We start from the raw sequence: 18,297 nt of genomic DNA, 5'->3' as shown, positions 1-18,297 counted from the left end.
CTCCTCGATGACGCACCGGGTTACAGCTGAATGCGCTCGTATAAGGGCCGAAACACGTGTGTCGACACGGTGACCAGCTTCCCACCAGCGCCATCGTCGTAGACCTGCGTGCGTGCCGCCACGGTGCCATCGGCCCCCGCGAGCGGTTCGGCCACGAAACGGAACGGACCCACCTTGGCCCTGGCCAGGAACATGGTGTGCGACGAGACTCCGGTGAGCGTGTCCGTCTGTGCCAGTTCGGCGGCGCTGCTGCGGGCCGCTGTCTCGGTCATCACGAACTGCGGGCCCACGTGCAGCGCCGCATCCGGCGAGGCCACCTCGGCCGACAGTTCGGGCAGCAGCCAGGTGCCGGCATCTACCCGGCGGCCACCGAACACCTGCCATAACGGAGGCAGATCCGGCGAGTCGACCACCTCGATCGGTTCCACGGTCATCTTCTGCAGACCGTCCGGGGGGATGCCGATCGTCACGCCCTGGCCTTCGGTGACCGCCAGCACGCGGGCCGGTTCGTCGGCGTCCACGATCAGAGACCGGCTGTAGGCCATGCTCCGGCCGCGTTTCAAGTCCTCGGTGCGCACCTCGAACCGGGTCACGCCCGCACCTGTGTCCAGAACCTGGCACGAGTGCACCACCGGGTTCGGGACCGCCTCCAAATCTGACACCAAGCCGCCCTCGGGCGAGGCGATACCGAAGACGCACATCAGAATTGCGCCGGCGTCATCGTGCATATCGGAGCGCACGGCGACGGTGTCGTCCGCGGGCCCGACGTTCATCGAACCGTGGTTTCGGCCGATGTACCGGTAGCTGAGCAGGCCACCCCAGCGCCGCTGCAGTTCGGCGGCGTAGGCAACCGGGTCGTCGGTGAGTTCCCTGATATCGCGAATGATGCTGCCTCCGTGTGCTAACGGCCCGGGCCGTTAGGGAACTTGAGGAATGACCCGGCGTCCACCCGGATCTGCTGGCCGGTGAGGTAGCGGCTGTCGTCACTGGCCAGGAATACCGCCAGGTTGGCGATATCCTCCGGCTCGACATACGGAATGGGCATCGCCTGGAAGTAGGTGAATGCCAGGTCGGCGTCCTCGCGGGTCGGTTTCTTCCCCTCCGCGACCAGGTCCGGCCGGAAGACGCCGTAGATACCGTCGTTGTGCAGCAGGTCGGTGTTGACGTTGGTCGGATGCATCACGTTCACCCGAATGAGTCTGGGCGCCAGGTGGATCGCCATCTGCTCGGCGTACTCGATCAGGGTCCGCTTGCTCCACGCATAGCCGGCGCCGCCCGGGCCCATCTCGGGACTGTCGGCGTTGCCGGGCATCATCCCGGCCGTCGATCCCGTGATGATGACCGAGGAACCGTCGGACAGGTGCGGCAGCGATACGGCGACGGTGTTCAGCACGCCCACCAGGTCCACGTCGGTCGCATCGACGAAGTGCATCGGATCCGGTGCCCCCATCGCCATCGGCAGGATGCCGGCGTTGGCGACGACGATGTCGAGCCTGCCGAAGTCGGCCAATGCCGAATCGAGGACCTCACGCAGGCCCTGCCGCTCCCGGACGTCGGCGACTCTGGCGTAAACGCGCTGCCCGATCTCCTTTACGGCACGTTCGGTCTCGGCCAAGTCATCGGGCGTCGCCAGCGGGTATGGGTTCGAAGCGATATCGGCGCAGATGTCGACCGCGACGATATCGGCACCCTCGCGCGCCATGGCCAGTGCATGTGCCCGGCCTTGGCCGCGCGCGGCTCCGGTGATGAATGCGACTTTGCCCGCCAGACGTCCGCCCATGACTTCTCCTGTCTCATCGAGATGCGAACCGCGCACGCAGTTCGGTCTTGAGCACCTTGCCGGTGAGGTTGCGCGGCAGCGCCTCCATCAACTCGAGGCGCTCGGGTGCCTTGTGTTTGCTCAGTCCGCTGCTCTGGCAGTGCGCGAACAACGAGTCGAGGGTGACCGGGGCGCCGGGGCGGGCGACGACGACGGCGCACACCCGCTCTCCGGTGCGCTCATCGGGTACCCCGATGACGGCGACATCTGCCACCGCGGGGTGGGTTGCCAGCACGTTCTCGATCTCCAGTGCGGAGATGTTCTCGGCGTTGCGGATGATCGCGTCCTTGATCCGGCCGGTCACGATAATGTTCCCCCGCACATCGATCTGCCCTCGATCACCGCTGCGGAACCAGCCGTCGGCGTCGAACGCATCGGCATCCAGAGTGGCGTCGACGTACCCCTGGAAACACTGCGGCCCCTTGAGCCGCAACTCGCCCTCGCTGCCCCTTTTCACCTCGTGCCCAGACTCGTCGACGATCCGCACCGATACCCCGGGCACCGGACTGCCCACCGTGTGGTCGAGCACATCCGGATCGGCGTCCGGTCGCGGTGAGGTCGCGACCGGGAACTCTGTGAGTCCCCATGCGTTCGCCACACCGGGCACCGAGAGAGTCTCGCGCACTTGGTGGCCGAGCTCGGCGGTGATCGGCGCTCCGCCGCCCACACAGCCGCGCAGACGATCGAACAGCGGCTCGGTGCCGTGCCGCCTCTGCGCAGCCATGAAGGCGACGAAAAACGGTGTGGCCGAACCCAGAATGGTGGCGCCGTGAGCCGCTATGGCCTTCGGCGTGTCCACCGGGTCGAACGCGTCGAACAGCGCCAGCCGCATCCCGGTCAGCAGCGAAGCAGCCAGCACGGCGGCTCCCCCGATATGCGACACCGGGAACGCGATCGGGTTGACATCGTCGCTGGAGGCACCCACCATCTCCACGACCCCGGCGGACCCGGCGATGACCGACCGGTCGCAGTGCCGGATGCCCTTGGGGGCAGCGGTCGTTCCCGACGAGTAGTACACCCAGCGCGCCTGCTCCGCCGAGGTGGGCGGGGGTCCAAGCCCGGCGGGGTCAGCAGCGGGTAGTCGCAGGCCGTCCGAGATGGGTGCGTCGTGATCGACGATCACGATCGACATCTCACGTTCGGCGGCGAGTTCGGCGGCCAGCGCCGCATGGTCGAAACCCCGCCACTTCCCCGGGACTATCATCACCTCGGTGTCGAGTTGCGTTGTCGCGAACCGCACTTCGGCTGACCGCCAGATGGGCAGGATGGGATTCTGCACCGCGCCCAACCGAGCCAGTGCCACCATCACGACCATCGTCTCGATGGTCGTGGGTAGCTGCCAGGACACCACGGTGCCCGCCGACACCCCGCGCTGCGCCAACGCCGCCGCGGTGTCCAGCGCGGTATCGCGCAACTGCGCGCTGGTCAGGCTGCGGCCGAAATCGTCGATCAGGACCAACCGGTTGGGATGGTGCCGGGCCGCGGTTTCAACCAGATCCCAATATGTTTGCGACATCACCGGCTCGGCAGGTTCAACCGGCGTTTGGCGAGGATGTTTCGCATCATCTCCGAACTCCCGCCGGACACGGTGTACGCACGAGACCACAACCAGCACTCGCGCAGCCGTTGTTTCGCCTGCTGCACATCGACATCGGCGGCAACGGTACACACGGTCGCACCGAGTTCGGTGCCGTACGCCGAAACCCGGTGGTATGTCTCGGCGAAACTCAGCTTCGCGATGGAGCCGTCGCCGATCTCATCGGCACCGGCGGTCATCCGTTCGACATGATCATCGATGAACGCCTTGGCCACCTCGACCTCGACGGCGAGTTCGGTCACCATCTGACGGATGTCGTCATGGTCGAGGGCGGGCCTGCCCCCGAGGGTCGCGTGCCGAGCCACCGTCACCAGATCGTCGATCAGCAACTCCAGCAGGATGACGTTGCCACCGATACCGAAGCGTTCGAAGTCCAGGCCTGCCATGATGATCGACCATCCCTGGCCGGGTTCGCCGATGAGCCCGTCCGGGGCGATGGTGACACCGTCGAAGAAGACCTCGTTCACCTCGATCGCTTCGTTGATCGTCCGGATCGGCCGCACCTGCACCCCCGGCGCCGACAATGGGACGATGAACGCCGACAATCCGTGATGCCGTGTCGACGAGGGGTCCGTCCGGATCAAGGCAAGACCCATGTCGGCCCAATGTCCGTCGGTGATCCAGGTCTTCTGCCCGTCGAGAACCCAGGAGCCGTCGGCGCGGCGCACACCCCGGCAGCGCACCCCGGCGATGTCGCTGCCGGCATCGGGCTCGCTGAGCAACTGACACCACACGTGCTCGCTGCGCCGGATCGGCGGCAGCAGGGCGGCCTTCTGCTCGTCAGACCCGAAGTGAAGCAGCACGTGTGCCGCCAGGTTGACCTGATCGACCGGCCGGGGCACCCGGGCCCGCAGGAGTTCTTCGCTGACGATGCGATCGTGCAGCGGATGGTGATCCGGCCTGCCGCCGTACTCGACCGGCCAGTCCGCGCCGACGAAACCCGCTGCGAACAGGCTCGCGAACCAGCTGCGAAGCTGAGCCTCCTGCTCGGCATTCTCCGGTGCCCGGCGCCCCTCGCGTGCGGCAAAGGGCGGCGCGTGCTCCTCGATATGCGTCCGCAAACGCTGCCTGAATTCCGACAGTTGCACCGCACCGGGCCGGTCGACCGTGATACTCACCAGCCGGCCTTCTCCGCCAGATCCGCCCGGCTCGTGCGGGCCGAGCCGAGTAGATGGCCATTGGTGAAGGTACGGCGCAATTCGTGGTGCAAGGGGTACTCCCAGGTGAATCCGATACCACCGGACAGTTGCATACATTCGTCGACGGCAGCGGTAGCCTTCGACGCGACGAAGGCGTGCGCGGTGGCGGACAACGCAGTCGCGTCGGCCGTCAGGTCCGCGCGTGCCAGCGCACGAGCAGCCTTCATGGTCACTGCGCGTGCCTTCGCCTCCAGGACAAGAAGATCGACGAGTCGGTGCTGCACCGCTTGAAAGCTCGCGATGGGCGCACCGAAGGCGATCCTCTCCTTCAGATACGCCACCAACCGAGCGAAAGTCCGCGACAGAGCGCCCAGCGAGTCCGCGCTGAGCAGGACCCTGGCCACCGCCAGCAGCTGTTCGGCCCGCTGCGGTCCTCCGATGGCCACACCGTCTGTGCCCGCGAGCTCGACACGCCAGGCCGGCCGGCTGACCTCCAGTAGTTCGTCGTCGCGGGTCCTCGGCACCCTATCGGATATCTCGAACAGCTGAATTCCGTTGCTTCCCAGCGTGATCAAGACTCGCAGGGAATCCGCACCGATGACCCGAACGGTATCGCCGCCCAGCGCCACTGCCGACGGCGCAGCGCCGGCCAGAACTCCGCCGAGCCAGCGTTCGCGAATCTCGGCCGGCGCCGATTCCAGCGCCGCAGCGGCCACTACAGCGCCCAGCCACGTCGACCGGTCGCCGGCGCGCCCGAGTTCCTCGGCCACCACGGTCGCCTCCACCGGCCGCCAGCCGGCTCCACCGAGTGACTCATCGACCAGCAGCCCCGTCCAGTCCATGCCGGCAAGCTCGGTCAGCGAATCCTTCTCACCGCGGCCGGTGAGGAATTCGCGTGCCGAATCCCGTAGGAATTCCAGATCGACAGTGTTCATGTAGTCCAGGACGCCATGGGAGCGTTCGTCGACGGTCACCGCCGATTAGCTCCGAGCGAGCAGCGCGTCGGCGTTGTCCCGCATGATCCGCTTCTTGGCGGCATCGTCGAGCGGGTCGAGGAGCTTGACGAAGTCGGCGGGCTCGGCCAGACCTTCGGCGTGCGGATAATCCGACCCCATCAGCAGGCACTCGTCGTAACCGAGTCGGTCCACGATGGTGGGGATGTCGTCCTCGGGATAGGGCACGACGCCGACATGCCTGCGGAAGATCTCTGACGGGCGCTCGGTGAGCTTGCCGCCGATCCACGGCCCGTTGCGGCCCATACCGCGGCTCTTGTCCATATGGATCACGAACTGCGGTACCCATTCCGCGCCGTGTTCTGCCACCAGGACGTTGAGGCCTGGAAACCGGCCGAACAGGTTGTCGAACACCAACGCCGACAGGGTGTCCTCGATGGGGCGCTGACCATAGATGTTCATCCACTGCCATGCCGACATATGCCACGCAGCGGGGTCCGGGTTGTGTCCCCACGCGGGCGAGATGGCGTTGAAGTACCAGAACGGCTGGATGTGGAAGACCAGTGTGCAGCCGGCTTCCTGGAGGCGGGCGTAGATCGGGTCGAAGTACGGATCTCCGGGCGAGCGCCCGTGCGCCGGGCCGGTGGGAAGTAGCACCATTTTCGCACCTTGGGCGATGATCGCCTCGGTTTCGGCGATGGACGACTCCAGGTCACGCAGCGACAGCAGCGCGGTCGCGTAGATCGTGTCCTGATAGTTGAAACCCCAGGTGTCGTCGAACCAGCGGTTGAAGGATCTCAGGTTCGCGTAGAGCGCCTCGGTGTCGTCGACGTAGTGTTCGGCGGCCAGGGCCATGCCCGCCGGGAAGATCACGGCGCGCTCGACGTTCTGCTCGGCCATCACTTTCAATCGCGCATCGCGCTCCAGCCACTCCGGCTGCATGGGCTGGGGCTCATAGGTTTCGTCCGGGTTCCCCGAGCCCATCTGCTTGAGCATCTCCTTGAGCGACCCCGGCCGGTAGGCCAGGTCGAAGCCCAGCCCCGCCTCACTGTTGAACGTTGCGATCCGGTGCCCGGCAAGGATGACCTCCTTGCCGTCGACACCCCTCACCGGCGCGATGGCACGATCATGAAACTCTTTGGGCAGATACCGGGTAAACGCATCACGCGTCTCGTAGCAATGGGTGTCGCAGTCGAAAATCCCGTAGTCGAGTTTCGCCGTCACCGGTCATCTCCCTTCGGTGAGAATGATTATTCTCTGTTTTCCGAAAAGATACTATCCTGATCCGGAAATGCCTATATCAGGGCGGCACACAGTTAGGGAGACCATGACCTCAGCGGCCGACGAACTCCGGCAGGCCGTCCGCGAATTCCTAGCCGCCACAACCCCCAGCGAGGTGGTCAGGCGCCTGATGGACACAGACGTGGGCTACGACGAGACCACCTTGCGGCGGATGGCAGCCGAACTCGGCCTGCACAGCATCGCGGTTCCAGAGCAGTTCGGTGGCGCCGGCGCGACTGCCGCTGAACTCGCCGTGGTGTTCGAGGAGATGGGTGCGGCCCTGGTGTGCGCACCGTTTTTCGCCACCGTGGCCCTTGCCATTCCGGCCATCCTGACCAGCGGCGACGAACAGGCCGCGGCGGACCTCATCCCGCGACTGGTCGACGGCACCGATACCGCGACGCTGGTTCTCAACAGCCGGCTCGGGCCGTGGGATCCGACCACGGTCGCATTGACCGCGCATGACGAGGGCGGGGCTTACACCATCCGCGGTTCGGCGCCGATGGTCCTCGACGGCCATACCGCGGCGATCGTGCTGGTCGCGGCCCACGACAGCGCCGGCACGTCGCTGTTCGCGGTCGCAGGCGACGCCGAGGGACTGACCCGCACGCCACTGGCCGGAATGGATCGCACCCGCAAGATCGCCCATCTCGATTTCTACGGCGCACCGGCCCGGCTCATCGGTCGCCCGGGAGCTGCGGCGCACGGCCTGGCCCTGTGCTCGGACATCGCAACCGTACTGTTGGCCGCCGAGCAACTCGGGGGTGCCGTCCGCTGCCTGGATACCGCAGTCGGATATGCCAAGGACCGCATCCAGTTCGGACGACCGATCGGAAGTTTCCAAGCCGTAAAACACCGGTGCGCGGACATGCTCGTGGAGGTGGAGGGCGCCCGCTCGGCGGTGGTGCACGCAGCGGCGACGACGGCTCCCGACGAGTTGGCGATTGCCGCGTCAGTGGCCAAACTGGCGGCCTCCGAGGCATTCATGCATGTGGCCTTCGACAACATGCGCATCCATGGCGGACTCGGCTTCACTTGGGAACACGACGCACACCTATACATGCGGCGCGCCAAGGCGAGCGCGCTGATGTTCGGCGATGCCGATCACCACGCATCGCGACTGGCCGACCTCATCGCTTCGACACCTGTCTGATTGGAGAAACATCTCTTGACCGTTTCGTTTTCTCTCGAGCTACCCACCCAACGCGTCGACGCCCCGGACGAATTCGTCACCGCGGCAGCCATCGCCGATATCGCACGCGTCGCCGAGGCCGCCGGGTATGCCGCGGTACACGTCACCGACCATCCCGCACCGGATGCCAGATGGCTCGACCACGGCGGGCATCATGCGCTTGATCCGTTCGTCGCACTGTCCTTCGCGGCCGCAGCTACCGACACACTGCGGCTGCTCACCAACGTCTACATCGCCGCGTACCGCAATCCGTTCCTCGGCGCGAAATCGATTCAGAGCCTGCAGGTACTGTCCGATGGTCGGCTCATCATCGGCACCGCCGCCGGTTATCTCAAGCCCGAGTTCCGGGCACTCGGGGTGGAGTTCGATCATCGTGGCGCGTTGCTGGACGAGGCACTGGACGTCTTGGAAAAGGTGCTCAGCGGTGACGATATCGCTTATGCCGGTTCATCATTCGCCGCACGCTGCGTGCGCTTGCGTCCCGTCGCGGCACCTCCGCCGGTGTGGGTCGGCGGCAACAGCAAACCTGCCGTGCGCCGCGCGATCACACGGGGCCAGGGCTGGGCACCGTTCAACACCTTCGGCTACGCCACCGCGTCCCGAACCGCCGAGATCTCGACCGTCGAGGAACTTGAGGCAGCGATCGCCTGGGCGAAGGGCTACGCCGACGAGATCGGGCGCACCGCACCGCTGGACATCTGCTTCTCTGCGGGAAACATGCTCGACGAGAGCAGATCGACCGATGAACGCCACGCCCTGATCGAGCGGCTGACCACGGCCGGCGTCACCTGGCTTCCCATCGCGCCGAATGGCGATGACCGCGATGGGTACATCGAACGTGCGCAAGCGTTCGCCAAGGAATTCATCTGCGACTGAACGACAATCATCCGGATCGCATCAGGCTGGCCGGCGCGAAGGCATCCACCGAGATTCGGCGATACCCGAACAGCCAGCGCCCTTCTTCAGGCACCAACAGGTCACGGTACCGGCCCCAATGGTCGAGCCCGATATCGGTGTGCACCGCGAAATAGCTGCTGACCTCGACCCGCTCGGTGCTGACAGCTCCGAATCTGATACTTGAGACGTGATGTCGCACGAACGTCGGCCTGGCACGAGTGGCGTCCTGCGGCGCAGACATCGCGGCACCGAGTCCGGCTTCGATCGCGGCGGGGCCGGTCAGGGGATCGTCGCCCCCGGTGAACTCTAAAATCCCATCGGAGGCGAAACACTCAGCCAGCCCCCGGAGGTCGAAACGGTCAGTCGCAGCGGTGTAGTCCGCCAACAGCTGTCGCGCGGCCTCTCGGATCGAGAGCTCCCACTCGTACATCGATTCTCCTCTGGAAATTGCCTTGGCACAGACGATAACGTCTGTTCTCATGCCTCGCCCCAAACTTAGCGACCTCATCTCGCCACGTACGACAGCCGTTGTCACCCAGGAATGCCAGGGCGGCGTGATAGGCCCACAGGCCGGATTGCCGATGCTGGCCCACGAGGCGGAGCGCCAGGCGATCCCAAATATCGTCAAGTTGCTGCCGGCCGCTCGGGCGGCCGGCGTGGCCGTTGTGCACTGTCTGATCCAACGCCGGCCCGACGGTCGCGGCTCGAACTCCAATGCGAGGTTGTTCGCCGCAGGCAAGTCCTTCGATGCCGACCTGAGTCCAGGCAGCCCGGGAGCGTCCCTGCTGCCCGGACTCGGCCCTGACGATTCCGACTTGGTGCTCGCCCGAACCCATGGCGCCGGCCCGATGACGGGCACCGACCTCGACTCCGTGCTACGGAACATGGGGATCACAACCATTGTCGGCGTGGGCGTTTCGATCAACGTGGCGATGACCAACTTCGTCATGGACGCCGTGAACCGCAGCTACCAGTTCGTGCTCCCCCGCGATGCGGTAGCCGGCTACCCCCGGGAGTACGCCGAGGCCGTGATCGATAACACGCTGGCGCTACTTGTCACGGTCACGACGACCGAAGAGGTGATACAGGCCTGGTCGGGCGCACGATCCGACCAGGATGTAGATGTTCATACAGGAGGGTGATAACGTCGTTCTCGAAACATGTAAATGATCATTTTCACTGGTCCGAGGAGGATTAGCCACATGCCTTCCCGCTCGCTTCCGTATCCGGTGTTCGACATCGATAACCACATGTACGAGACGACGGACGCACTGCTCAAGTACCTGCCGAAGCAGCACCGAGGCAAGGTCGGCTATGTCGAGGTCAACGGACGCACCAAGCTGGTCGTCAAAGACCACATCAGCCACATGATCCCGAACCCGACTTTCTCGCGCGTGGCCCGGCCGGGCAGCGCCGAGAACTACTTCCTCGGCAACAACCCCGAGGGCCTGAACTTCCGCGAGTTCGTCGGCGAGGCAATGGATATCATTCCGGCTTATCAGTCACCGGCACCGCGTTTGGAGCTCATGGACGAGATGGGCATCGACCAGTGCGTCATGTATCCCACCCTTGCCAGCCTCATCGAGGAACGCACCACCGAGGACGTGGTGCTGACCCACGCCATCATCCACGCCCTGAACGAATGGATGCACGAGCACTGGACGTTCAACTATCAGGACCGGATTTTCGCGACACCCGTCATCTGCCTCCCGCTGGTCGACGAGGCGATCAAGGAATTCCACTGGTGCCTTGAGCGCGGGATGAAGACGTTCTTGGTGCGGCCGGCGCCGGTGCCGAGCCGCTTCGGCGGATCGCGGTCGATGGGCCTGCCCGAGTTCGATCCGTTCTGGGCGGAAGTGGTCAAGGCCGATATCCCGGTGACATTCCATGCGTCCGACAGTGGCTATCAGAAGCACCTGATGGAGTGGGAGGGCGGCGACGAGTATTTGTCCTTCAAGCCCAGCGCACTTCGCGAGGTCGTCATGGGCTTCCGCGCGATGGAGGACACCCTGGCCGCGCTCATCTGCCACGGGGCACTATCCCGGTTCCCGGACCTACGGGTGCTGGTGGTGGAGAACGGAAGTGGCTGGGTGAAGAATCTGCTTCGTCAGCTGGACAAGGCGTATCGGGTGATGCCCAAGGAGTTTGACGAGCACCCAGTCGACGTGTTCAAGCGCAATGTCTACATCCACCCGTTCCTCGAGGACGACGTCAAGTCGATCGTCGACATCATGGGTGAGGATCACGTGATGTTCGGCTCCGATTTCCCGCACCCGGAAGGCATCGGTGAACCGCTCAGCTTCATCGACCGCCTCGACGGCATCTCCGATGAGGCCAAGGTAAAGATCATGGGCGGCAATGCCATCCAGCAGTTGCGCCTGAACAAGGTTGCCGCGGGATGACCCAGGCACCGCCCGCTCCGACGACCTACCAGGGCGTTGCCGGGTTCGAAGCCCATGTCGGTGAGCACCTCGGCCACAGCGGGTGGCACACCGTGACCCAACAGCAGATCGATCTGTTTGCCGATGCCACCGGCGACCATCAGTGGATCCACGTCGACGCGGATCGGGCTGCCGGCGGACCGTACGGCCGCACCATCGCCCACGGCTACCTGACGCTGTCCCTGGTTCCGATTCTGGTCAAGCAGATCTATCAGGTGACAGGCCTCTCCATGCAGGTCAACGTCGGGGTGGACAAACTGCGGTTTCCGGCGCCGGTCCCGGTTGACTCGCGCATCAGAGCCGGCGCGGAACTGATCTCCGTAGACGCCGACAAGAAGGGGTCCCGGGCCACCGTGCGGGTGACGGTCGAAGTCGAGGAGTCCGACCGTCCCGCGTGTGTGGTGGACACCATCGCGCTGATGGTCGACTGATCCATCGGGATCAGCTTCACCGGGATCTCGCAGCGCAGCGAACAGAGCTAAGCGTCGCGGAGGCGCTCACCGATGACGCCGTCGGCGCGAAGCGCATCAACTTGGTCGACGGTCAGACCCAGCGCCGCCAGCACCGCACCATTGTGCTGACCGAGCGTCGGCGGCGCCGTCCGGTGGTGCCGCAGGGGTCCCGGCGAAATCCGGAACGGCCAGCCTGGGAACCGATGGTCACCGGTGATCGGATGGCGCAGTTCCTGGTAGAACCCGCGAGCATCCAGCTGCTCGATGTCATACATGCGATCCGGGGTCAAGACACGCTCGGCGGGCACCCCGCGGGCGGTCAAGGCGGCGACGACTTCCCCTGCCGAGCGACCGCGCGTCCACGCCGACACCACATCGTCGAAAATGTCATGATTGGCCAGGCGCTGCGGCACAGTGGCTAGCCGCCCGTCATTGACCAGCTCCGGGCGTCCGAGGATCTCCGCCACCGCCGCCCAGGCCGCATCGTCACGTACCGACACGGCCACCCAGTCGTCGGCGGTCACCGTCGGATAAACGCCCTGAGCGTACTCACGGTGGCGGTTGCCGATCCGATCAGGCACCCGCCCAGTAAGCGAGGACTCGATGACGGGCTCGGCGGCCACCGCAGCCCCGACCTCGATCTGTGCCACCTCGACGAGTTGCCCTTCGCCCGTGCGGTTTCGGTGCTCCAGTGCGGCCAGCAGTGCCACCGTAGCGTGCACGCCGGCGATCGGATCGGCGGGTCCCTGCAAGTTGCACGGCGGGCCGTCGGGGTACCCGGTCGCCGCCGACATCCCCGACAGCTGCTCGATGTTCAGCGCCCAACCCACATAGTCGCGCCACGGCCCGGCCAACCCGAATCCGGGCATCCGGACCATGATCACATCGGGGTTCACCTTCACCAGCGAGTCGTAGTCCAGGCCGAACTGCTCCACGACGCGGGGCGAGTAATTCTCGACGACGACGTCGGCCTCGGCCGCCATCCGCAACGCGAGCTCGCGTCCCGCGACCCTCGAGAGATCCAGTGTGATGTCCTGCTTGTTGAGATTCGTGCCCTGCCACAGCGGACCACGCTCGTACCAATCGTCACCGTCGCGCAGCAGCGAACCCGAATAGCGATGCCCGTCCGGTCGCTGGATCGACTCGACCTTGACGACATCGGCGCCGAAGGCACCCAAGTAGCAGGTGAGGTAGGCACCGGCCCAGAAGGTGCTCAGGTCGAAGACCTTCAGGCCCGCGAACGGCCGCTCAGGGTCGGGCGCCTGTGCGAAGCCCGTGCGGTCGGCACTCGGCCATGCCGCTGCTGACGACGACCGCCGTGGCGCTGGGCCGGGCGCCGGTACCGGTGTCCTGGAGAGCCGGAATGGCGCACCAGGACGCGTGAAGGTGCGCCCCGCCGAACTGGCCTCGATGAAGAATCCGCGATCGGCGTACTGCGGACAGTCGAGAATGGCGCGACCGTCGGTGACGGGAGCGGCCGGTATCCGCATCGCCTGGCTCAGCTCCACTAGATCGGCCACGTTGATCGAGTCCAGCCAAGGCTGGGCCTTGGCGAAGAACTCCTCGCGCTCGGGCCCGCCGATCATGATGGCGATTTGGTGCTCCTCGAAATCCGGCAGCCCTACCATGGCGCAGACGTCGAGCCAATGCTGACCGGTCAGGCAATTGATGCCGATCCAGCCGTCGGCGGCCCGCACGATGCCGAGCATCGGTGCACCCTTGGAGTTGCCCGGCAGCCCCATCTTCATCAGCCGCTCGGCCAGCAGCATGGGATAGGGCAGTGTTGAGAGCAGGCATTCGAACACCGACAGATCCACCTCGACAGGCCCGCTGACATGTCCGGCGGCGATGCGGACCGCGGTCAGCGCACTCATGGCCGCATAGGAACCCGCGATGTATTCGGGGATGCGCGCGCCTGCCTGTACGGGCGCGCGACCGGGATCACGATCGTTGACCCAGCCTGCAGCCGCTTGCATGGTCAACGGTGTTGTCTCCCGGCCGCTCAACGGACCGTGCTGCCCGAAATCCGAGATTCGAACGACTGCAAGCTGTGGGTTAAGGCTTCGCAGTGTGCGTGCGTCCAGACCCCAGCCGTCCAAGGCCCCCACGGATAGGCTGTCGACGAGCACATCGGCACCGGAGATCAGCTCACGCGCGGCGGCGAGATCCGCCGCGACCGCTGGATCGATTGTGCTGCTTCGCTTTCCGGCATTGAGGTACTCGAAGAGGCCGCCACCGGTCCCCCAGCCCCGCAGCGGATCACCTGACGGTGGCTCGAGCTTGTGGACATCGGCGCCGAGGTCGACCAGCAGCTTGGTGCAATACGGCCCCGCGATCTCACCGCCGATCTCGACCACGCGCAGGCCAGCCAGTGCACCGCGAGCGTCGCTCATCTCCTGTTGATTCGCTCCGCAAGCGTCCCTCATGCCGGCACCCCGATGGCCTTTGGCTCCATATAGGACCGCAACCCCAGAACCCCGCCCTCGCGCCCGATCCCGCTCTGGCCGAAACCGCCGAACGGCGCGTCACCGGGAATGGTGCCGTTGATCGAGACCTGGCCCGTCCTGATCCGGCGCGCGATCGCCACGGCCCGGTCCACATCCGATGCCCACACTGCCCCGCCGAGGCCGTACTGGGAGTTGTTGGCGATGGCGACGGCCTCGTCGTCATCGCGATAGCGCAGCACCGTCAGCACCGGACCGAAGACCTCTTCTTGAGCGATAAGGGAATCGGGCGTCGCACCGGTGAGGATGGTCGGCTCGAAATAGAAACCGGTCGACAGGTCCTTGGGCCGGCGGCCACCGGTGACCACGGTTGCGCCGTCGGATTCGGCACGAGTGACGAATCCCTCGACCCGGTCCAGATGTTCGGCGCTGATCAGCGGACCCATCGTGACGGCGGCGTCGGTCGGGTCACCGATCACGACGTTGCGGGCCAGTTCGGCCAGCCGGCTGACCACGTCGTCGTGGAGCGAATCGGGAAGCAGCAGACGGCTGTTGAGAATGCACGCCTGGCCGGCGTGCAGTGTGCAACCCTCGACGAGCAGCCGTTCCAGCAACTCGTCGGTGATGTCGACATCGTCGGTGAGGATGGCTGCCGACTTTCCACCGCACTCCAGCAACACGCGCGTCATGGATTGCGCTGCAGTCGCCATTACCGCGCGCCCCACGGCCGAGCTTCCGGTGAAGCTGACCATGTCCACCCGCCCGTCCTGAGTCAGCGCGACACTCGCCTCGACGCCGGTCGGGGTCACCACATTCACCACACCGGGCGGGATATCGGTCTCCTCGTGCACAAGACGTGCCAGCGCGAGACCCGCCAGCGGAGTCAGCGGGGATGGCTTGAGCACCACGGTGTTACCGGCAGCGAGCGCCGCGCCGATCTTCATCGCGTTGAGGGTGTGCGGGAAGTTCCACGGCGTCAGAATCGATACGACGCCGAGGGGTTCGTAACGCAGCAAGGTGGTGCCGGCCGCCCCCCAGGCGTCCAACGGCGCCTCGGCCGGTTCGAGCGCAAGTTCGGCCGCATGCCCCACCATGAAGGCCGGACCTTCGACGTGGATCAGCCGTTCGTTTGCCGTGCAACCCCATTCGGCCTGCGCCAGCGCAAATATCTCGTCACCGCGAGCCAACAGCGCCGTGCTCAGCTGCTGGATACAGCGCGCCCGCTCGGCGGGATCGGCCTGCGACCACACGCCCGAGTCGAACGCCGTACGCGCTGCCGCCACGGCGCTCCGCACCAGGTCGACACCGGCGTCCGGCGCCGAGGCCACCACCTGTTCGGTGGCCGGGTTGACGACGTCGTAGCGACCGGCATCGGCGTCGACCCACTGCCCACCGATGTAGTGCCCGTAGTCAGCGATCAGCGTCTGCGGATCGGCCATGAAGTCACCCGGCCCCTCTTGACAAGCTGCCGACATTCGTCGGACAGACTCTAAACATTTGTTTTCGCTCTGTACAGCAGAACACATGCACTCCAGCACGGAAATGTGCTGTATACAGCGATATTCTGCCGATTGACTCGCTCATGCCACGGCTGGTAGACAGAACATGAACCGGACAGTTAAAGCATGAATGTCCGATCGGTCTCATGTCAAGGAAGGCCCTGAGGTGCCCACTAAGCCCGCTAGTCAGCTCGCCAGACCCACCACCGCATATCCCCTGCACTCGCCGGACTTCTACGCCGGCGACCCGTACCCGGCATATCGGGAGCTGCGCGCCGGCACGCCGGTCGTCTGGAATGACGTCACCGAATTCTGGGCTCTGTGCAAATACGAGGACGTCCGGTTCGTCTCCGGCAACCCGGGTCTGTTCTCGTCGACCAAGGGCATCACCATCCCGGATCCGTCCCAACCGGAACCGGTGCAAGAGGGAAATCTGATCTTCACCGATCCGCCCAGGCATCGACAGCTGCGCAAGCTGATCAATTCCGGGTTCACCCGGCGCCAGGTGTCGTTGTTGGAACCCAAGGTGCGCGAGATCGTAAGAGGCATCATCGCCGAGATCGACACCAGCCGGGAGTACGAGTTCGCCGAGGAGATCGCCGCGCCACTGCCGACCCGGATGATCGCCGAAATGCTCGGCGCCCCGCCCGAGGATTGGGAGCAGTTCCGCACGTGGTCCGATGCCGCGGTAGGTACGGCCGATCCCGATATCGAGATGGATCACCTGGCAGCGCTCGGTGAACTGTACGGGTATTTCACCAATCTCATCGCCGCACGCCGCAGCGGCGAGGTCACGGGCCAGGACGACCTGTTGTCCATTCTGGCCACGGCCGAGGTCGACGGCGAACAACTCTCCGACGAGGATCTGCTGAACTTCTCGTTCCTGCTGTTGGTAGCCGGCAACGAGACGACGCGCAATCTCATCGCGCTCGGCACCCAAGCACTGATCGAACATCCTGAGCAATTCGCGTTGCTGCGCGCGAATCCCGCGCTGCTCCCCGACGCCGTGGAGGAGATGCTGCGCTTCACCAGCCCGGTCACCCACATGGCACGCCAGGCCACCCAGGATGTCGAGATCCGCGGGCAGCAGATCAAGGCCGGTGACACCGTCGTGATGCTGTATGGATCGGCCAACCGCGACGAGGAGGTCTTCGGCGCGTACAGCGAGACCTTCGACATCACCCGACACCCCAATACGCACATCGCCTTCGGCGCGGGTGAGCACGCCTGTCTCGGAGCACAATTGGCGCGCCTGGAGGCCAGGGTGATGTTCGAAGTACTACTGGGTACCTACCCGACGATCGAACTCACCGGTGACGTCACCCGCCTGCGCGCCACCATGGTGCCCGGCGTCAAGCGGATGCCCGTTCGACTGGGAGCGAGCGTCTGATGGATTTCGACTACACCCCCGAACAGGAACAGCTACGCAAGGATTACCGCGAGCGCCTCGAGGCGGTCATGACCCCGGAGCGCCGCGCCGCGGTCGCGGGCCTGATGGAGGGCGGCGCCGCCATAACCGAGTGCCGGCGCGCGCTCGGCGCGGCAGGTCTGCTCGGGGTGGCGTGGCCCACCGAATACGGCGGGCACGGCCTGACAGCGTTGGAACAGTACATCTTCGGCGAGGAGGCCCGCCGGGTGAACGCGCCGCTTCCCATGATCACGCTGAACACGGTGGGACCCACCCTGATCCAGTTCGGCACCGACGAACAGAAACAGAAATTCCTCCCGGCCATCCTCAAGGGTGACGTCGATTTCGCCATCGGATACTCCGAGCCCGGAGCAGGCAGCGACCTGGCCTCACTGCGCACCACCGCGGTCCGCGATGGCAGTGAGTTCGTCATCAACGGTTCCAAGATGTTCACCAGTGGTGCCGAGTTCGCCGACTACATCTGGCTGGCGGCCCGAACCGATCCGAATGTCAAGAAGCACAAGGGCATCACCCTGTTCATCGTGCCGACTGACGCCGCGGGATTCTCGTGGAAACCATTGCACACCATGCCCGGGGTTTCGACCTACTACACGTTCTACGATGACGTGCGCGTGCCCGAAAGCGCCATCGTGCTCGGCGAGAACCAGGGCTGGAAGCTGGTGACCAACCAGCTCAATCTGGAACGCGCAGCGTTGGGCAACCTGGGGGCACTGGAGCCGTTGTTCCAGAAGACGCTGGTCTGGGCGCGAGACACGGAACTCGACGGAAGCCGCGTCATCGACCAACCGTGGGTTCAGCAGGCGCTGGCCCGGGTCGAGGCCCAGGTGTCGGCCTACCGGCTGATGAACCTGCGGGTGAACACCACACTGAGTTCCGGCGGGCTGGGCATGGGTCAGGCCTCGGCCGCCAAGGTGTTCGGCACCGAACTGACTCAGCAGGTGGCCCGCGAACTACTCGACATCGTCGGCCACACCGGCCTTCGTAAGGGCGAATCCACAGGGCTGCGTGGGGAACTCGAGAGCGCCTACCGGCTCGCCGTCATCAACACCTTCGGCGGCGGCGCCAACGAACTCCAACGCGACATCATCGCCATGGCCGGTCTCGGGATGCCACGGGCGCCCCGAGACATGCGGGCGTCCTGACAGAAAGGAACA

The 18,297-nt window shown here is 65.4% G+C and carries 16 protein-coding genes; 7 read left to right on the top strand and 9 right to left on the bottom strand.

The annotated features are described in order from the left end of the window. Window positions 1-20 precede the first annotated feature (20 nt). Genes QQ25_RS11265 through QQ25_RS11240 form a run of 6 tightly spaced genes read right to left on the bottom strand, consistent with a single transcriptional unit; the run spans window position 21 to window position 6,732 of the window. Window positions 21-887: a hypothetical protein gene (locus QQ25_RS11265; RefSeq protein ID WP_039378793.1), complete on the bottom strand. Its 867-nt coding sequence runs from the start codon at window positions 885-887 to the stop codon at window positions 21-23. A gap of 14 nt (window positions 888-901) precedes the next feature. Then, window positions 902-1,780, bottom strand: coding sequence for a mycofactocin-coupled SDR family oxidoreductase (locus tag QQ25_RS11260; RefSeq protein WP_039378792.1), 879 nt, complete (start codon window positions 1,778-1,780; stop codon window positions 902-904). Between the two features lie 13 nt (window positions 1,781-1,793). Then, window positions 1,794-3,335: a class I adenylate-forming enzyme family protein gene (locus QQ25_RS11255; protein ID WP_039378791.1), complete on the bottom strand. Its 1,542-nt coding sequence runs from the start codon at window positions 3,333-3,335 to the stop codon at window positions 1,794-1,796. Beyond that, window positions 3,335-4,534 (bottom strand): acyl-CoA dehydrogenase family protein, encoded by a 1,200-nt coding sequence (locus QQ25_RS11250; protein WP_039378790.1) that lies wholly within the window; start codon window positions 4,532-4,534, stop codon window positions 3,335-3,337. The genes QQ25_RS11255 and QQ25_RS11250 overlap by 1 nt, the downstream gene beginning before the upstream one ends. Next, entirely contained in the window at window positions 4,531-5,490 is a 960-nt protein-coding gene (locus tag QQ25_RS11245) for an acyl-CoA dehydrogenase family protein (protein WP_039379816.1), read from the bottom strand. Before QQ25_RS11245 ends, QQ25_RS11250 begins: the two co-directional genes overlap by 4 nt. A 45-nt stretch (window positions 5,491-5,535) precedes the next feature. After that, window positions 5,536-6,732: an amidohydrolase family protein gene (locus QQ25_RS11240; RefSeq protein ID WP_039378789.1), complete on the bottom strand. Its 1,197-nt coding sequence runs from the start codon at window positions 6,730-6,732 to the stop codon at window positions 5,536-5,538. A 103-nt stretch (window positions 6,733-6,835) separates the two neighbouring features. On the opposite strand from QQ25_RS11240, the gene QQ25_RS11235 reads away from it, so the two are divergent. Further along, complete coding sequence (locus QQ25_RS11235; RefSeq protein WP_039378788.1) at window positions 6,836-7,942, top strand: acyl-CoA dehydrogenase family protein; 1,107 nt, start codon at window positions 6,836-6,838, stop codon at window positions 7,940-7,942. Window positions 7,943-7,957: 15 nt separating this feature from the next. Beyond that, window positions 7,958-8,857: a TIGR03619 family F420-dependent LLM class oxidoreductase gene (locus tag QQ25_RS11230; RefSeq protein ID WP_039379814.1), complete on the top strand. Its 900-nt coding sequence runs from the start codon at window positions 7,958-7,960 to the stop codon at window positions 8,855-8,857. 7 nt (window positions 8,858-8,864) lie between these two features. Here QQ25_RS11230 and QQ25_RS11225 read toward each other — a convergent pair whose 3' ends face one another. Then, window positions 8,865-9,308 carry a nuclear transport factor 2 family protein gene (locus QQ25_RS11225; protein ID WP_039378787.1) on the bottom strand — a complete coding sequence of 148 codons (444 nt, stop codon included), beginning with the start codon at window positions 9,306-9,308 and terminating at the stop codon, window positions 8,865-8,867. 49 nt (window positions 9,309-9,357) lie between these two features. On the opposite strand from QQ25_RS11225, the gene QQ25_RS11220 reads away from it, so the two are divergent. Genes QQ25_RS11220 through QQ25_RS11210 form a run of 3 tightly spaced genes read left to right on the top strand, consistent with a single transcriptional unit; the run spans window position 9,358 to window position 11,750 of the window. Continuing rightward, window positions 9,358-10,020: a cysteine hydrolase family protein gene (locus QQ25_RS11220; RefSeq protein ID WP_039379812.1), complete on the top strand. Its 663-nt coding sequence runs from the start codon at window positions 9,358-9,360 to the stop codon at window positions 10,018-10,020. Between the two features lie 60 nt (window positions 10,021-10,080). Further along, window positions 10,081-11,280, top strand: coding sequence for an amidohydrolase family protein (locus QQ25_RS11215; RefSeq protein ID WP_039378786.1), 1,200 nt, complete (start codon window positions 10,081-10,083; stop codon window positions 11,278-11,280). Further along, window positions 11,277-11,750, top strand: a complete 474-nt coding sequence (locus QQ25_RS11210; RefSeq protein ID WP_039378785.1) for a MaoC family dehydratase — start codon at window positions 11,277-11,279, stop codon at window positions 11,748-11,750. Before QQ25_RS11215 ends, QQ25_RS11210 begins: the two co-directional genes overlap by 4 nt. 47 nt (window positions 11,751-11,797) lie before the next feature. On the opposite strand, the gene QQ25_RS11205 is transcribed toward QQ25_RS11210, so the two are convergent. Together QQ25_RS11205 and QQ25_RS11200 are read right to left on the bottom strand one after the other, a co-directional pair. Continuing rightward, window positions 11,798-14,164 carry a CaiB/BaiF CoA transferase family protein gene (locus QQ25_RS11205; RefSeq protein ID WP_039378783.1) on the bottom strand — a complete coding sequence of 789 codons (2,367 nt, stop codon included), beginning with the start codon at window positions 14,162-14,164 and terminating at the stop codon, window positions 11,798-11,800. A gap of 29 nt (window positions 14,165-14,193) precedes the next feature. Beyond that, complete coding sequence (locus QQ25_RS11200) at window positions 14,194-15,654, bottom strand: aldehyde dehydrogenase family protein (protein WP_039378782.1); 1,461 nt, start codon at window positions 15,652-15,654, stop codon at window positions 14,194-14,196. 277 nt (window positions 15,655-15,931) lie between these two features. On the opposite strand from QQ25_RS11200, the gene QQ25_RS11195 reads away from it, so the two are divergent. Continuing rightward, window positions 15,932-17,104, top strand: coding sequence for a cytochrome P450 (locus QQ25_RS11195; protein ID WP_039379811.1), 1,173 nt, complete (start codon window positions 15,932-15,934; stop codon window positions 17,102-17,104). After that, entirely contained in the window at window positions 17,104-18,285 is a 1,182-nt protein-coding gene (locus tag QQ25_RS11190) for an acyl-CoA dehydrogenase family protein (RefSeq protein WP_039378781.1), read from the top strand. The genes QQ25_RS11195 and QQ25_RS11190 overlap by 1 nt, the downstream gene beginning before the upstream one ends. The last annotated feature ends 12 nt before the right edge of the window (window positions 18,286-18,297 follow it).

Source organism: Mycolicibacterium setense, assembly GCF_000805385.1.
Lineage (GTDB): Bacteria > Actinomycetota > Actinomycetes > Mycobacteriales > Mycobacteriaceae > Mycobacterium > Mycobacterium setense.
This window is presented reverse-complemented; position numbering and strand designations above follow the sequence as displayed.

What these genes read in the sequence shown, in the direction of transcription:
- QQ25_RS11260 (WP_039378792.1), bottom strand. Translation starts at nt 1,780, where the DNA reads ATGGGCGGACGTCTGGCGGGCAAAGTCGCATTCATCACCGGAGCCGCG.
- QQ25_RS11255 (WP_039378791.1), bottom strand. Translation starts at nt 3,335, where the DNA reads ATGTCGCAAACATATTGGGATCTGGTTGAAACCGCGGCCCGGCACCAT.
- QQ25_RS11245 (WP_039379816.1), bottom strand. Translation starts at nt 5,490, where the DNA reads ATGAACACTGTCGATCTGGAATTCCTACGGGATTCGGCACGCGAATTC.
- QQ25_RS11235 (WP_039378788.1), top strand. Translation starts at nt 6,836, where the DNA reads ATGACCTCAGCGGCCGACGAACTCCGGCAGGCCGTCCGCGAATTCCTA.
- QQ25_RS11225 (WP_039378787.1), bottom strand. Translation starts at nt 9,308, where the DNA reads ATGTACGAGTGGGAGCTCTCGATCCGAGAGGCCGCGCGACAGCTGTTG.
- QQ25_RS11220 (WP_039379812.1), top strand. Translation starts at nt 9,358, where the DNA reads ATGCCTCGCCCCAAACTTAGCGACCTCATCTCGCCACGTACGACAGCC.
- QQ25_RS11215 (WP_039378786.1), top strand. Translation starts at nt 10,081, where the DNA reads ATGCCTTCCCGCTCGCTTCCGTATCCGGTGTTCGACATCGATAACCAC.
- QQ25_RS11210 (WP_039378785.1), top strand. Translation starts at nt 11,277, where the DNA reads ATGACCCAGGCACCGCCCGCTCCGACGACCTACCAGGGCGTTGCCGGG.
- QQ25_RS11205 (WP_039378783.1), bottom strand. Translation starts at nt 14,164, where the DNA reads ATGAGCGACGCTCGCGGTGCACTGGCTGGCCTGCGCGTGGTCGAGATC.
- QQ25_RS11200 (WP_039378782.1), bottom strand. Translation starts at nt 15,654, where the DNA reads ATGGCCGATCCGCAGACGCTGATCGCTGACTACGGGCACTACATCGGT.
- QQ25_RS11190 (WP_039378781.1), top strand. Translation starts at nt 17,104, where the DNA reads ATGGATTTCGACTACACCCCCGAACAGGAACAGCTACGCAAGGATTAC.